We start from the raw sequence: 15,123 nt of genomic DNA on the forward strand, positions 1-15,123 counted from the left end.
TTTCTTTTTTGCTGAGACGACTATAACACGGACTAGCTTAAAAAATTCATTGAAAAAGATAACACTATTGTAAGCTTTTGATTATTTACATGAAAATATAGCTGTAATTTTCTGTCGAGGAATTGTGATAGAAGAAAATAGAATTGAAATCATTTTGCAATATTGTAATGTTAATCTTTTATTTGTGCCTGGGGAGAGGTACAAATACACAAAAAGAGAGGTTTTTTCATTTGAAAAAATTTGTATTCACAGCTGTTGCAGGACTAGGTTTATTTATCGGAGGCACTGTTGCATCTGCAGAGGAACAAACCCATGTGGTTGCTCCAGGAGACACACTGTCAGGATTAGCAACTGAATATGGTACGACAGTGGATGACCTTTTAGCATTGAATGAATCCATTCAAGACCCTAATTTGATTTTTGATGGCGAAACATTGCTGATTTTTAGTGATGCACAACCGATGACACGCGCGCAAGAAACGACAGAAACAGCGCAAGCGCAAACTGAAACAGCGCCGGCAGCTACACAATCAAACACTGCTAGCACTAGCGCTGCAAGTACACCAAGTACTGGTTCAGGAGTCTTGAACCCAGTGGACGGTATCAATTACTATAATGGTGTCAGAGAATCTTATTATTCACAAAAAGTATTAGCTGGTGGCGGCTTAAATATTCCTGGCCGACATGTTGCCGCTGACGGAACGATCCGTGATGCAGATGGTTATATCGTTGTAGCTAGTGACAATCAAGCCAAAGGCTCAACAGGGCAATCTTCTTTGGGTGCCTACAAAGTCTATGATACAGGCGTTGGTCACAGCGGAATCGACGTTTACACAAACTGGTAATCAGCAAAAACAGTTGCATGAAATATGCAGCTGTTTTTTTGTTATGGTCTAGACTAATTCTTGTCAAAAAAATGAGAGTGTGGTATCATTGGACTATACCAAAACGAAATGAGGAGCGTATCATGGAAATTATTCGCGTGAAAGATGCAGCTGAAGGTGGGAAAAAGGCATTTGAATTGATTCAGCAAGGCGTTGAAAACGGCGCTAAAGTTCTTGGATTGGCGACAGGCAGTACGCCAGAAACATTGTATGCAGAGATGACAGCTAGCGATGTCGATTTTTCAAACATGACTTCTGTTAATTTAGATGAATATGTCGGACTTGGCGGCGAAGATGATCAAAGTTATCGCCACTTTATGAATGCTCATTTATTTGACAAAAAACCATTCAAGGAAACCTTTGTACCGAATGGAAAAGCCGAAGATTTGCAAGCGGAATGCAAACGATACGATGAAGTGATCGCGGAACATCCAGTTGACATCCAAATCTTAGGAATTGGTCAGAACGGTCACATTGGGTTCAATGAACCTGGGGCATCTTTTGATGGCACAACATCAGTCGTTGATTTGACTGAATCAACGATCAATGCCAACAAACGCTATTTTGACAAGGTAGAAGATGTACCCACTACTGCAATCTCAATGGGCATCGGTTCAATTTTGAAAGGTAAAAAAATTATTTTGATGGCCTTTGGACCAGCTAAAGCGGACGCAATCCAAGGGATGATTGAAGGTCCGGTAACGACGGATCTGCCTGCATCTGCTTTGCAAAATCATCCAGATGTCACAGTCATCGTAGATGAAGCAGCGGCAGCCAATCTCTAACATCAATTAGTTGGCAGAGCGTCCAATCTAATCGACAAAATCCGAATGAACATCGGAAAAACCAGCTACTTCCCCATTTCATCCAGTCGGATGAAAAGTTGGTATTTTCGATGATTCTTCGGTTTTTTTATTTTTCATGGAATACAGCTTAAAGATGGGTTGCGGAATTTGGACCTTCCTTTTTTCATTTTTAAAAATAGATGGTATAGTTGAAAAGGGGTGTTTCAATGGTTGATATGGTCTTATCGATTCCAGAAATTATTCTTAGACTCGTTTTAGCAATGGTCATGGGAGGCGCTATCGGTTTTGAGCGACAGTACAAAAGTCGGCCAGCGGGATTACGGACCCATATTTTAGTCTGTATGGGGGCATGTGTCATTGCATTGATCCAAGTAGAGATCGCTAGTGGGGCGATGCGTGATGCGTTGAATCATCCAGATCTCGCAGGGGTCATTCGTTCAGATGAAGCTCGATTGATCGCACAAGTGGTAAGTGGGGTTGGTTTTTTGGGTGCCGGGACGATTATCGTGACAAAACGCTCGGTAACTGGATTGACGACAGCTGCTTCATTATGGGCGATTGCTGGCTTAGGGATTGCGATCGGCATGGGATTTTATGCCATTTCGATTACTAGTTTTGCCGGGATCTTTTTTGCACTGACGGTGATCAAGCGAATTGTGCGAGTCCCGACAGCCAAAAAATTGGAGATTCAATACATTCATCGTGCGGAAACAAAGGAATTTTTGACAGAGTATTTTCTTGATCGAAAAATCGTGATCGAAGATGTCAACTTTGATGTGAAGTTCATGGAAGACTATCGGATCTATACCAATATTTATACGATCAACTTACCGTGGGGGCTGAGTTTCTCTGATGTTATCGAAGAATTATCAGTTTATAAAAATATCACTAAGCTGCGGTTGGTTGATGTTAGTTAAAAAAGTACTGCCAAAGGTCACACCTTTGGCAGTACTTTTTTAGTTAGGAAAGAAACATGCGATCCCGACAATCGCTAGATTGCTAAGAAAGTTGACTGCTTCATTTGTGATCAAAGCATAGCCATGCACTTTTTTCGTTGGCTGCTGGTGATGGCTTTTTTGTTCGGTAAATTGATGACAAACCGTGCATTGGTAACGTACTTGAATCGTTGCTCCCAATAAACTATCGATTATACTACCGCTAAATCCTAACAAGAGTACCCAAATCAATGCTGTCAAAGAGAGCGGTTGGCCGCTGAGCCAGAGACAGATCGCCAGAAGTAAAACGATACCGCCGCTGCCCGCAAAAGAAGCAATGGTACCTAGGAGGCTGACACCGCCAGAAAGACCCGCAGGTAATTTTTTTCCCGTTAAGAGATTCCGGGGTGCCTTTTTGCTCAAAACACCGATCTCTGATCCCCAAGTGTCGGCGGTACAACTAGCGATCCCGACAATAAATGCCCAGAGATAGTTCTCATTGTTGAAAGAGGCGTAACCGATCAATGCCAATAAACTAGGCGATAAATTAGCCAGCACTTGGATGGCATCGCGGCGCGCACCTTTGATCACCAGATCATCGGCTGAGTTTTTTTTCTTTAAGTGATTGATGATCCCAGAGCTGGCAAAAAAGAAACCAACTAAAAAGATACTGAACCAAGGTCCCAAAGCAATGATGATCGTCCCACTTAAGGCAGCTGCTAAAGCACCGGATAAAGACAACCACTGCAAAATAAAAGCGGATCCTGCTACAAATGCACTACAGATCAGTCCCAGTAAAAATTGATAGAAAAAGACCACAGCTTCCACCTCGCTTTTTTCATCAGTTTAGCATAAAGCAAACTTGTATGTAGCTTTTTTTCGTTGCTGACAGCATTTTACTCGTCAAATGAGAGCGTTTCATTTAAGCTTAGACTAAGAGGTGAGTGTATGAAAATCGTGATCATCGGCGGTTCATTCGGAGGGATCAGCTGCGCCATCGAAGCACGCAAAATCTATCCAGAATCTGAAATCGTATTGATTGAAAAAAAAGCCCATATCGGGTTTATTCCCAGCGGGATGCTCCTGTATTTAGAAGGCAAGATTCCTTCGTTGCAAGACGCATTCTTTTGCTCCAAGGAACAGCTTGAGCAGCTGGACATTCAAGTAGCATTGCAAGAAACAATGTTGAAACTTGATCCTAAGAACCATTTCGTTCAAACAGATCAGCGCAGAATCGCTTATGATCGGTTGATCTTAGCAGCAGGATCTGCACAAGAATCAGAAATTCTCTTACCGATGAATGAAGCCGCATTGACCTATAAAGATTACGGCGCTGCCAAGCAATTTATTCAGGAATTAGATCAGGCAGAAACGATTACGATCGTTGGGGCTGGACAAGCAGGTATGGAAGCAGCCAACACATTAACGGCGCTAGGAAAACAAGTCCAACTAGTGGAATCAATGACGTATCCTTTATTCAAATATTTTGATCAATCGTTTCTGGCTCCTTTTTTAGATGAATTAGCACAAATAAAAAATCTGCAGCTTTATCTGGCAGAACCTACCATTGCCATTGAATCCACGGAAACAGGCTTCCGAGTGGAGACCGCCAATCGGACATTGCTCAGCGCGCTTGCATTGACGACCGTCAATGTCCGACCGCGGCCGCACCCAGCATTTCAGCAGCTGCGCTTGCACAGTGATCATACGATTTGGACGGATGCTTATTTGGAAACTTCCGAAAAGGGTATTTTTGCTGTCGGTGACTTGATTCAGATCTACAGTCCAATTACACGGGATACGGCTTATATGCCATTGGTAAACAATGCAGTTCGTTCCGGAATCGCTGCTGCGCATAATTTGCAAGAGAAAAAAGAACCTTTTCGCGGCGGCTTACGGACAGTGGGAACCCATCTGTTTGGCTGGTATCTGGCTAGTACAGGAATGACTGAATCAGATCGCTTCTTTTATGAACAAGAAATTACCGTCAAAAAATTTACCGCTAAAGCTTCATTAGTAGATGACACACCGATCCACGGGAAACTGATCATTGCCAAGACAAGCGGGCAAGTATTGGGCGCTCAGTTACTGTCAAAGTACAATCTCTTAGAAAAAATCAACCTGCTGGCATTTGCCATTGAAAAGGAGAGCACATTGTCAGAGTTAGCGCAAAAAGATTTCTTTTTTCATCCTCATTTTACTGATGTCTTTGAACTGTCCAATGCGATTGCTTTAGGAAGTGCTGCCAATGAAATTTGAACAATTATTAGAAAAAAAAGAAGCCAAGCAATTACAGCTACTGAAAAAGCTGCTTCTAGTTGGAGGTGAACTAGAGCTTCATGAGATGGCTGCTTACCTTAGGATCAGCAAACCATCCTTAGAAAAATATGTTGATGAGTTATTTCTATATTTAGCTCCTTATTCTGATCAATGCCATCTTTTTTATCAAGGTTCATCATTAGTTCTAGAAACGAGCCCAGAGTTCTCGTTGAATCAGATTGAATATGTGTTCTACCACTCGTCGATCAAATTTCAAGTGCTGGAACATGTATTGATCAATCAAGAAATCGCCACGATTCCGTTAGCGCAAAAATTAATGATTAGTGAATCCTCCCTGTTTCGCAAAATCAAAGAATTGAATCAAGTGTTGGCAGAATTTGGATTAGAGATTTGGCAGGGGAAACTCATGGGGGAAGAAGCTCAGATTCGCTATTTTTATTTTCAGCTGCTTTGGTACTTAAATTCTTTCAAGAGTCAGCCATTACCGATTGATACAAAATTTGTGGGACTGATCGCTCGTGGGCTCAATCTGATCTTTACCGAAGAAGCACAGCAACGGGTCAGTTTGTGGCTGAAGATCATGAAGTATCGTTTAAAAGCGCCCGGACAATCGTTTCAAAGACTACGGGAAAACATGGCATTTTATGAGAAAGATCCATTGTATCAGCAACTGCGGGAACTTGTCTTTCGCAGTTTTGGGCATTATGCACTGGAAGTTCGTGAAGAAGAGGCGATGCTCCATTTTGTTTTCTTGCTTTCCTTTTCCGTTTTCTCTGAACAAGATTTTCGCCAGTACATGCTGCAACGCTCCCGATTTACGCCGACAGCACTTACCGATACGCTGATCTTGGAACATATCCTGCATTTGTATCGACCGGCTGTCCCGCAAGAAATCGAAGCCAATTGTTATTTTCATCTTTCTCAGATCCATAGTCGTTTGTATTTTTTCAAAGGAGATGTCGAAGTTTTTGATCGAGAAAATATTTGGCAATTAGAAGCAAAACTCTCAAGTCGTAATATTCGCCAGATCAGTGAACGTTTATTGAATACTGCTGTACAAGAAATGAAGCTGGAAGCATCAGAAGAAAATACATTGTATATGATGACCATGGTCAAATATTTGAGTGTCCTGACGATCATTGATTACCAAATCAATCGGGAATTTCGGGTAGGCATCGCGTTGAATATGGATGCACTTTTCAAAGAGGCAGTCTTTTATATGTGGCTGCTGTACTTAAAAAATTTGAATGGGGTCGTCGTTGAGCGCTATGCTAAAGAACAAGACTATGATCTGATCTTGACGAATTATCCGATTGAAACATCGATTCCTACATATCGGATCAGTGAGTTAGGGACGACTTACGATCGAGAAAAAATCAAAAAGATGATTCGCGAACGCTTCAACTAATGGCGTTTTTCCAGATTTCGTCAATTTCTTAGAAAATCTCTAAAAAGTTGACGAGATCACTACAGGTAATTCGAGTAAGATAAATGTAAGAAAACGGTATCAAAAGAATAAATCAACCATTTAAAAGGAGAGAGAAACATGGCAGAGAAAAACTATATTATGGCAATCGATCAAGGAACTACAAGCTCAAGAGCAATTATTTTTGACCGCAACGGACAAAATGTCGGTAGTTCGCAAAAGGAATTTCCCCAATATTTTCCAAAATCTGGTTGGGTAGAACACAATGCCAATGAAATCTGGAACTCTGTTCAATCAGTTATCGCGGGAGCCTTTATCGAATCTGGGATTCGACCTGAAGCAATCGCCGGAATCGGGATTACCAACCAACGGGAAACAACAGTTGTTTGGGATAAAAATACCGGTCAACCGATCGCCAATGCGATCGTTTGGCAATCGCGCCAATCTTCTCCGATTGCTGACCAATTGAAAGCCGACGGACATACAGACATGATCCATGAAAAGACAGGGTTAGTGATCGATGCTTACTTCTCTGCTACGAAAATCCGCTGGCTGCTTGATAATGTGGAAGGTGCACAAGAAAAAGCAGAGAATGGGGATCTACTATTCGGTACCATTGATTCGTGGCTTGTCTGGAAACTGACAGATGGGCAAGTCCACGTGACGGACTACTCCAATGCGAGTCGGACCATGCTTTATAACATCCATCGTTTAGAATGGGATCAAGAAATTTTGGATTTGTTAAATATTCCAGCATCCATGTTGCCGGAAGTCAAAAGCAACTCCGAAGTTTACGGGCATACTCGCAGCTATCATTTTTATGGCAGTGAAGTACCGATTGCTGGGATGGCAGGGGACCAACAGGCTGCTCTCTTTGGGCAAATGGCTTTTGAAAAAGGCATGATCAAAAATACGTACGGTACAGGGGCGTTTATCGTTATGAATACCGGAGAGGAACCACAATTATCCGACAATGATCTGTTGACCACGATCGGCTATGGAATCAATGGTAAAGTATACTACGCATTGGAAGGTAGTATTTTTGTTGCCGGCTCAGCGATCCAATGGTTGCGGGATGGCTTACGTATGATCGAGACGTCTCCGCAATCTGAAGAATTAGCGGCAAAAGCGACTGGCGACAATGAAGTCTATGTCGTACCAGCCTTTACGGGATTAGGTGCACCTTATTGGGATTCTGATGCTCGGGGAGCAGTTTTTGGCTTGACCCGCGGGACAACGAAAGAAGACTTCGTGCGGGCGACCTTGCAGGCTGTCGCTTATCAATCGAAGGATGTCATCGATACCATGAAAAAAGATTCAGGGATCGATATCCCATTGTTGAAAGTGGATGGCGGGGCTGCTAAAAATGATCTTTTGATGCAATTCCAAGCAGATATCTTAGATATTGAAGTACAACGGGCAGCCAATCTTGAAACGACAGCACTGGGGGCGGCTTATTTAGCTGGCTTGGCCGTCGGCTTCTGGAAAGACCTCGACGAATTGAAAGCAATGGCAGAAGATGGTCAACTCTTTACACCAGAAATGCCAGCTGATGAACGTGAGAACCTTTATGAAGGATGGAAACAAGCAGTGGCAGCGACTCAGATGTTTAAATTCAAAGTGAAGAAAGAAGGCGAGTAAGCCATGACTTTTTCTTATAAAGATCGGCAACAAGCCCTAGCAGAAGCAAAAAATACGACCTATGATGTATTGATCATTGGTGGCGGAATCACTGGTGCTGGAGTCGCCGTGCAAACGGCAGCTGCCGGCATGAAAACGATTTTGGTAGAAATGCAGGATTTTGCTGAAGGAACCTCCTCTCGTTCGACGAAACTGGTTCATGGGGGCATCCGCTATTTGAAAACATTTGATGTCGAAGTTGTGGCAGATACAGTGAGGGAACGAGCGATCGTGCAACAGATCGCTCCCCATATTCCTAAACCAGATCCCATGCTTTTACCTATCTACGATGAGCCCGGTGCAACCTTCAATCTTTTTTCTGTCAAGATTGCCATGGATTTGTATGATCGTCTGGCAAATGTAACAGATAGTAAATATGCCAATTATACGTTGACGAAAGAAGAAGTATTGGAACGAGAACCGCAACTGCAACATGAGAACTTGACCGGAGGCGGAGTCTATCTGGATTTCCGCAACAACGATGCCCGTTTAGTGATCGAAAATATCAAACGGGCCCATCAAGATGGTGCTGCAATGATCAGCAAAGCCAAAGTTGTCGGTATGCTTCATGATGAACAAGGAAAAATCAATGGTGTTCAAGTAGAAGATCAATTAACGAAAGAACAATTCGCCATCCATGCGAAAGTTGTGATCAATACCACTGGACCATGGTCTGATATCGTTCGAGAATTAGATAGCAATGATAACTTACCGCCGCAAATGCGCCCAACCAAAGGTGTCCATTTAGTGGTGGATCGTGAAAAGCTGAAAGTACCTCAGCCAACTTATTTTGATACTGGCAAGAATGATGGTCGGATGGTTTTTGTGGTTCCTAGGGAGAACAAGACGTATTTTGGTACGACAGATACGGATTACACGGGCGATTTTGCCCATCCGACTGTTACGCAAGAAGACGTCGATTATCTTTTAGAGATCATCAACCATCGCTTTCCAGAAGCTGCGATCCAACTGGATGATATTGAAGCTAGCTGGGCGGGGTTACGCCCGCTGATTACGGCTAATGGCGGTTCTGATTACAACGGCGGAGCTAAGAGCAAACTTTCGGATGAAAGCTTTGATCAAATCGTGCAAACTGTAGAAGCGTATTTGGACGATCACCGCAAACGCCCGCAAGTCGAAAAGGCGATCAAACAAGCAGAGGAACGTCTAGAAGCCAGCAGTGTGGATCCTTCACAAGTTTCTCGGGGAAGCAGCTTGGAAATGTCTCAAGACGGACTGTTGACACTGGCCGGAGGCAAGATTACAGATTATCGGTTAATGGCTGAAGGCGCCGTCAAACGAATCAATGAATTACTGGCTGCAAAAGGGCAGCAGTTTGAATTAGTGGATTCCACGCGTTATCCGGTATCTGGCGGCGAAATTGATCCGACCAATGTCGAGGACGAACTGGCGCAATTGGCGAAAACCGCCGAAGCTGCCGGTTTTTCCCCAGAAGATGCGCGATACTTGGCCGATCTTTACGGTTCAAACTTACCGATAGTCCTTACCTATAAAACCACGTTTGCGGGGCTGGACGAAAAAGAAAGCACGGCATTGAATTATGCCTTGCAAGAAGAACTGGTTCTGACCCCTGTGGATTATTTATTGCGACGAACCAATCATGTTCTCTTTATGCGAGATACGTTGGATCAGATCAAAGTTGGTGTGATCGATGCAATGGCGGATTATTTTGAATGGACAGCTGCAGACAAGCAAATGTATGCCGAAGAATTGGATCAAGTAATTGCGGAATCAGATTTGAGTGCCTTAAAAGGAGGAGAATGATATGAGTGATGCAACACAAATCTTTAGTGAATTTCTGGGAACGGCAATTTTAGTTTTACTGGGGGATGGTGTTTGTGCGGCAGTCAACCTTAAAAAGAGTAAAGCAGAAGCTTCCGGCTGGATCGTGATCGCGACAGGCTGGGCAACAGCTGTGACGATTGCTGTTTATGCCTCTGGCTTCATGGGACCTGCCCATTTGAACCCTGCTGTAACGTTGGGAATGGCAATGACGGGTAATTTTTCTTGGGGATTGGCGGTACCTTTCATGTTGGCACAGTTAGCAGGCGGGATCGTCGGTGCAATTCTTGTTTGGCTCAATTACTTGCCGTTATGGGATGAAACAGAAGATCAAGGCGCTATTTTAGGGACATTTGCCACTGGACCTGCCGTTCGTAACTTAGCCGCGAATACGATGACCGAAGTGATCGGTACGTTTGTTTTAGTATTTGGCTTGTTGGCATTTGGTGCAAATACCTTTACGGATGGCTTGAACCCAATCGTAGTCGGAATCTTGATTTTGGCGATCGGTCTTTCTTTAGGCGGACCGACAGGATATGCCATCAACCCAGCTCGAGATTTAGGTCCGCGGATCGCCCATCAAATTTTGCCCCTCAAAAATAAAGGAACATCTGACTGGGGATATGCGTTTGTACCAATCATTGGACCTTTTATCGGTGCAGCATTGGCAGCCGGACTATTCATGATTTTACCGCTCTAATTGACTCATTGATCTTTTAAACGATAGCGATCTGCTAGATGGCTATCGTTTCTTTTTTTTGATAAATTCCTTCGTTTGATTGAATTCTTCCAGCGTTTGATTGAATTCTTCCAGCAAAAGTGGTTAAATAAAGAAGCTGAAAAAAGAGCAAAGGAGCATGTATGTGAAAAAAATTTTGCGTGTTTGTTTATGGCTTGTCGGTATTCTAGTAACACTAGCACTAGTCGTACTGATTGCTTTTCAAGTGTCGCCTCGTCCAGGGGCCTATCTGATTGGAAAAATGTTTAATGACGAGGTGAAGATCACAGATGAAACCGCGTATCAAAAAAGTTTGCCTCATGTGACGGTAAAAAATGATCTGACCTATACTTCTGACTATGATCGTAGTACATTTGACCTCTATTATCCCCAAGGTGCTTCGAAAGTACCAGTTGTTTTCTGGGTGCATGGTGGTGGTTACGTCGGTGGTGATAAGGAAGGGGCCAAAGAATTTGCGACCTACTTAGCAGATCGCGGACAAGTGGCAGTGGTTTCATTGAACTATGAGTGGGCTCCTAGTCTAGAATACCCAGGGCAAGTCAAACAAATCAATCAAGCCTATCAATCGATCAAGAAAGAGGCAGCGCAATATCCAATGTTAGACTTTAAAAAAGTCATTTTTGGTGGAGACTCTGCCGGCTCACAGATTGCTGGGCAATTCTTAGCGATCCAAACCAATTCGGATTACGCCAAAGATATGAAGATGACGCAAGTGATCCCATCAGGAGATATAAAAGGATTCATTTCTTATTGCGGACCTGTTGACTTGAAGCAAATGGCTCATCAAACTTCTGATGATCGCTTCATGAAATTCTTTGTTAAAACAGTCGCGTGGTCTTTATTAGGAACCAAAGATTGGAAAAACAGTAAAGAATTGCAGCAAGTGTCATTAGTCAATAAATTGACCAAAGAATTTCCGCCAACCTATATCACGGATGGCAATGCCTATTCTTTCCAGGATCAAGGAATCGCTTTTGATCAGAAGCTTCAAGAGCTAGATGTGCCAGTTAAATCTCTCTTTTACAAAGATGTTCCTGAGGCAGTCAATCATGAATACCAATTTGATTATTCGCTAGAAGAATCAAAGAAATGTTTGGATGAAACTCTCGACTTCCTTAAAAATGTGATGCTGTAAGGCTTCAAAACGCGAAAAAAAGTTGACCCTAATAAAAGGTCAACTTTTTTTAATCTCCTAGACCGATGAAATAGTCATCATCTTTCATTGCTTCTACCGTTCCTAATAGATAGCCATTCCCCACTTGAGAGAAGAAATCGTGATTGCTGGTTCCGGTAGAGATACCATTCATTACGATCGGATTGACATCATTGGCCGTATCTGGAAACAGGGGATCTTGGCCTAAGTTCATCAATGCTTTGTTTGCATTGTAGCGCAAGAAGGTTTTGACTTCTTCCGTCCAGCCGATCGCGTCATACAATTCTTCGGTGTACCGTTCTTCATTTTCATACAATTCATACAACAAATCGTACATCCAGTCCTTCAAACGCTGTTGTTCTTCTTCAGGAAGCTCATTGAAACCTAATTGGAATTTGTAGCCGATATACGTTCCATGTACCGATTCATCACGGATAATCAGTTTAATGATCTCTGCAACGTTAGCCAATTTATTATTGCCTAAATAATAGAGCGGTGTATAAAAACCGGAATAAAAAAGAAACGTTTCTAGAAAAACACTCGCAATTTTCTTTTCAAGGGGAGTCCCGTTCTTATAGATCTCATTGATACGTTCTGCTTTTTTTTGCAGATAGGGATTCGTATTGGTCCATTCAAAGATTTCATCGATCTCGGCTTTTGTATTCAATGTGCTAAAGATAGAAGAATAACTTTTGGCATGGACAGATTCCATGAATTGAATATTGTTCAAAACAGCTTCTTCATGGGGCGTGCGTACGTCTTTACGCAGCTGATCCATTCCGCTTTCTGATTGAACCGTATCGAGCAGTGTTAGCCCGCCAAATACATAACCAACCGTTGTTTTTTCTAGATCTGAAAGTGTCCGCCAATCATCTAAATCATTGGATAATGGAATACGCGTATCTAGCCAGAATTGTTCTGTCAGCTTTTCCCAAGTTGATTTATCGATGATGTCTTCAATCGCATTCCAGTTGATTGCTTCATAATAAGTTTTGCCCATCTTAGGTTCCTCCAATAGTAGTCTTGATACCAGAGACAAGAACAAAAGGAGCCTACCTGATTGTCAGTCGCAAATGCCTTCAACCTTTCGGGAGGATCTCTAATCCATCTCGATCATGCTTTGGTGAAGACATTTGATTCAATCAGGTAGTTTTTTTGTTCTTAGTCAGTGCTTAGCTTAGCGTGCGTGATTAAATCACACAGCTTTCGCATTGATTGCTGCCGATTTCTTCTGCGTCATCCGTAAAGGTCCGTACATAATAAATCGATTTGATCCCTTTATGGAACGCATAATGACGCAGAATGTTCAAGTCACGGGTTGTCTGTTTACTGGTTTCTTTCCATTCATAGAGCCCTTCTGGAATATCTGAGCGCATGAAGAGGGTCATACTCATTCCTTGATCCACGTGTTTTTGTGCAGTTGCATAAACATCGATAACTTTACGCATATCCATATCATAGGCTGAGCGATAGTAACCAATCGTATCATTGCTCAAGTAAGGTGCAGGATAGTAAATCTTCCCAATTTTCTTTTCTTGCCGTTCTTCGATCATTCGTGTGATTGGATGGATACTCGCACTTGTATCATTGATATAAGAGATAGAACCATTTGGCGCAACGGCTAAACGGTTTTGGTGGTACAAGCCGTCTTTTTTGACTGCTTCTGCCAATGCGGCCCAATCTTCTCCAGAAGGAATAAAGACACCGTCGAATAACGCTTTGATTTTGTCTGATTTTGGTTGGTAATCCCCTGTGATATAGTCTGTGAAATAGCTGCCATCCGCATAAGCTGATTTCTCAAAGTTATGGAACACTTCGCCCCGTTCTTTGGCGATGTTATTGCTTTCTACAAGTGTCCAGTAGTTGAGCAACATAAAGTATAAGTCTGTGAATTCTAATGATTCAGGAGAACCATATTCCATTTGATTCTTCGCAAAATAGGTATGCAAGCCCATTGCACCTAAACCAATCGTATGGTTCAACGCATTTCCATTTTGAATAGAAGGAACAACGTCGATGTCAGAAGCATCTGTAACAAAAGTCAACGCGCGAGTCATGGCACGGACGGATTTTCCAAAATCAGGACTGTCCATCAAATTGACGATGTTTGTTGAACCAAGATTACAACTAATGTCGGTACCAAGTACTTCATATTCTTGCTTGCCGTTGATCACAGAAGGTTCTTGCACTTGGAGGATCTCGGAACAAAGGTTACTCATAATGATCTTGCCGTCGATTGGGTTGGAACGATTGGCCGTATCAATATTGATGATATAAGGATAGCCGGATTCTTGTTGCAATTTCGAAATTTCGTTTTCAAGATCCCGGGCTTTGATTTTGGTTTTACGAATTTTAGGATTCATGACTAAATTGTCGTATTCTTTGGTGATGTCGATATAAGAGAACGGGATACCGTATTCTTTTTCGACACTATATGGGCTGAATAAATACATATCTTCATTTTTACGGGTCAATTCATAGAATTTATCAGGAACGATCACACCAAGAGAAAGAGTCTTGACCCGGATTTTTTCATCCGCATTTTCTTTTTTGGCAGATAAGAAACTGATGATGTCTGGATGGAACACGTTGAGATAGACGACACCAGCACCTTGACGCTGTCCTAGTTGATTGGAGTAGCTAAAGCTATCTTCGAACAATTTCATGACCGGCATCACACCGCTAGCAGCTCCTTCGTAACCTTTGATAGGCGCGCCAGCTTCCCGCAAGTTAGACAACGTGATCCCTACGCCGCCGCCGATCCGAGAAAGTTGCAATGCGGAATTGATCCCCCGACCGATCGCGTTCATATCGTCGGTCAACTGGATCAAGAAACAAGAGACCAATTCACCTCGGCGTTTGCGGCCAGCATTCAAGAAAGAAGGCGTTGCCGGTTGATAACGCTGATAGATCATTTCATCAGCCAAAGCCAAAGCTAATTCTTCATCGCCATCTGCAAAATAGAGAGCATTGAATGCCACACGGTCTTCATAACTTTCCAAATAGGCTGTTCCGTCATTGGTTTTCAATGCATATTGAGAATAAAATTTGTACGCTGCCATGAAGGACTTGAAGGTAAAATGCTGTTCAGATAGAAACTGATAAAGTTCTTCGATAAACGCAGGACGATACTTACGAATGAAAGCTTCTTCTAAGTAGTCATGTTCAATCAAGTAATTGATTTTGTCAGTAACTGTATCGAAAGTCATCGTATTTGGCTCAACATTTTCTTTGAAAAAAGCCGCTAGTGCTTCTTTATCTTTGTGTAGAGGGATCTGTCCATCAACGGGGCGGTTGATTTCATTATTCAATTTAAAATAGCTTACATCCTTGATTTCTTTTAAGCTCATAAAAGGCAACCTCTTTCCTTGTTTTGATCGTATAAAAAAGGATCTGCAGGTCTTGACGACTGACAAA

At 42.5% G+C, this 15,123-nt stretch carries 12 protein-coding genes; 9 read left to right on the forward strand and 3 right to left on the reverse strand.

What is annotated here, in order from left to right:
* Window positions 1-230 precede the first annotated feature (230 nt).
* The 3 genes from FE005_RS07460 (at window position 231) to FE005_RS07470 (ending at window position 2,607) form a co-directional block, all read left to right on the forward strand.
* Entirely contained in the window at window positions 231-845 is a 615-nt protein-coding gene (locus tag FE005_RS07460) for a LysM domain-containing protein (RefSeq protein WP_138371575.1), read from the forward strand.
* Window positions 846-967: 122 nt separating this feature from the next.
* Window positions 968-1,669 (forward strand): glucosamine-6-phosphate deaminase, encoded by a 702-nt coding sequence (nagB, locus tag FE005_RS07465; RefSeq protein ID WP_003127396.1) that lies wholly within the window; start codon window positions 968-970, stop codon window positions 1,667-1,669.
* Window positions 1,670-1,896: 227 nt separating this feature from the next.
* Window positions 1,897-2,607: an MgtC/SapB family protein gene (locus FE005_RS07470; protein WP_005471648.1), complete on the forward strand. Its 711-nt coding sequence runs from the start codon at window positions 1,897-1,899 to the stop codon at window positions 2,605-2,607.
* Between the two features lie 39 nt (window positions 2,608-2,646).
* Here the strand turns inward: FE005_RS07470 and FE005_RS07475 are convergent, their stop codons facing one another.
* A complete protein-coding gene (locus FE005_RS07475; RefSeq protein WP_103300579.1) occupies window positions 2,647-3,444 on the reverse strand; it encodes a DUF92 domain-containing protein in 798 nt (265 codons plus the stop codon).
* Between the two features lie 129 nt (window positions 3,445-3,573).
* On the opposite strand from FE005_RS07475, the gene FE005_RS07480 reads away from it, so the two are divergent.
* The 6 genes from FE005_RS07480 to FE005_RS07505 all read left to right on the forward strand — a co-directional run bounded on the left by FE005_RS07480 (window position 3,574) and on the right by FE005_RS07505 (window position 11,688).
* Window positions 3,574-4,884, forward strand: coding sequence for an FAD/NAD(P)-binding oxidoreductase (locus FE005_RS07480; protein WP_138371576.1), 1,311 nt, complete (start codon window positions 3,574-3,576; stop codon window positions 4,882-4,884).
* Window positions 4,874-6,313 (forward strand): helix-turn-helix domain-containing protein, encoded by a 1,440-nt coding sequence (locus FE005_RS07485; RefSeq protein WP_138371577.1) that lies wholly within the window; start codon window positions 4,874-4,876, stop codon window positions 6,311-6,313. Before FE005_RS07480 ends, FE005_RS07485 begins: the two co-directional genes overlap by 11 nt.
* 138 nt (window positions 6,314-6,451) lie before the next feature.
* Entirely contained in the window at window positions 6,452-7,972 is a 1,521-nt protein-coding gene (gene glpK, locus FE005_RS07490) for a glycerol kinase GlpK (RefSeq protein ID WP_003127402.1), read from the forward strand.
* Between the two features lie 3 nt (window positions 7,973-7,975).
* Window positions 7,976-9,796 carry a type 1 glycerol-3-phosphate oxidase gene (glpO, locus tag FE005_RS07495; RefSeq protein WP_138371578.1) on the forward strand — a complete coding sequence of 607 codons (1,821 nt, stop codon included), beginning with the start codon at window positions 7,976-7,978 and terminating at the stop codon, window positions 9,794-9,796.
* Between the two features lies 1 nt (window position 9,797).
* Window positions 9,798-10,514 carry an MIP/aquaporin family protein gene (locus tag FE005_RS07500; protein ID WP_138371579.1) on the forward strand — a complete coding sequence of 239 codons (717 nt, stop codon included), beginning with the start codon at window positions 9,798-9,800 and terminating at the stop codon, window positions 10,512-10,514.
* Window positions 10,515-10,671: 157 nt separating this feature from the next.
* Window positions 10,672-11,688: an alpha/beta hydrolase gene (locus FE005_RS07505; protein ID WP_040013700.1), complete on the forward strand. Its 1,017-nt coding sequence runs from the start codon at window positions 10,672-10,674 to the stop codon at window positions 11,686-11,688.
* A 49-nt stretch (window positions 11,689-11,737) separates the two neighbouring features.
* On the opposite strand, the gene nrdF is transcribed toward FE005_RS07505, so the two are convergent.
* Together nrdF and nrdE are read right to left on the reverse strand one after the other, a co-directional pair.
* On the reverse strand, window positions 11,738-12,706 hold the full coding sequence (nrdF, locus tag FE005_RS07510; RefSeq protein ID WP_003127406.1) for a class 1b ribonucleoside-diphosphate reductase subunit beta: 969 nt from the start codon (window positions 12,704-12,706) through the stop codon (window positions 11,738-11,740).
* A gap of 190 nt (window positions 12,707-12,896) precedes the next feature.
* Window positions 12,897-15,056 carry a class 1b ribonucleoside-diphosphate reductase subunit alpha gene (gene nrdE / locus FE005_RS07515; RefSeq protein WP_103300584.1) on the reverse strand — a complete coding sequence of 720 codons (2,160 nt, stop codon included), beginning with the start codon at window positions 15,054-15,056 and terminating at the stop codon, window positions 12,897-12,899.
* Between the last annotated feature and the right edge of the window lie 67 nt (window positions 15,057-15,123).

The sequence above is a fragment of the Enterococcus sp. M190262 genome (genome assembly GCF_005843965.1).
Taxonomy (GTDB): Bacteria; Bacillota; Bacilli; order Lactobacillales; family Enterococcaceae; genus Enterococcus_D; species Enterococcus_D gallinarum.

What these genes read in the sequence shown, in the direction of transcription:
- FE005_RS07500 (WP_138371579.1), top strand. Translation starts at nt 9,798, where the DNA reads ATGAGTGATGCAACACAAATCTTTAGTGAATTTCTGGGAACGGCAATT.
- FE005_RS07485 (WP_138371577.1), top strand. Translation starts at nt 4,874, where the DNA reads ATGAAATTTGAACAATTATTAGAAAAAAAAGAAGCCAAGCAATTACAG.
- FE005_RS07480 (WP_138371576.1), top strand. Translation starts at nt 3,574, where the DNA reads ATGAAAATCGTGATCATCGGCGGTTCATTCGGAGGGATCAGCTGCGCC.
- glpO (WP_138371578.1), top strand. Translation starts at nt 7,976, where the DNA reads ATGACTTTTTCTTATAAAGATCGGCAACAAGCCCTAGCAGAAGCAAAA.
- nrdE (WP_103300584.1), bottom strand. Translation starts at nt 15,056, where the DNA reads ATGAGCTTAAAAGAAATCAAGGATGTAAGCTATTTTAAATTGAATAAT.
- nrdF (WP_003127406.1), bottom strand. Translation starts at nt 12,706, where the DNA reads ATGGGCAAAACTTATTATGAAGCAATCAACTGGAATGCGATTGAAGAC.
- FE005_RS07505 (WP_040013700.1), top strand. Translation starts at nt 10,672, where the DNA reads ATGTATGTGAAAAAAATTTTGCGTGTTTGTTTATGGCTTGTCGGTATT.
- FE005_RS07470 (WP_005471648.1), top strand. Translation starts at nt 1,897, where the DNA reads ATGGTTGATATGGTCTTATCGATTCCAGAAATTATTCTTAGACTCGTT.
- nagB (WP_003127396.1), top strand. Translation starts at nt 968, where the DNA reads ATGGAAATTATTCGCGTGAAAGATGCAGCTGAAGGTGGGAAAAAGGCA.
- glpK (WP_003127402.1), top strand. Translation starts at nt 6,452, where the DNA reads ATGGCAGAGAAAAACTATATTATGGCAATCGATCAAGGAACTACAAGC.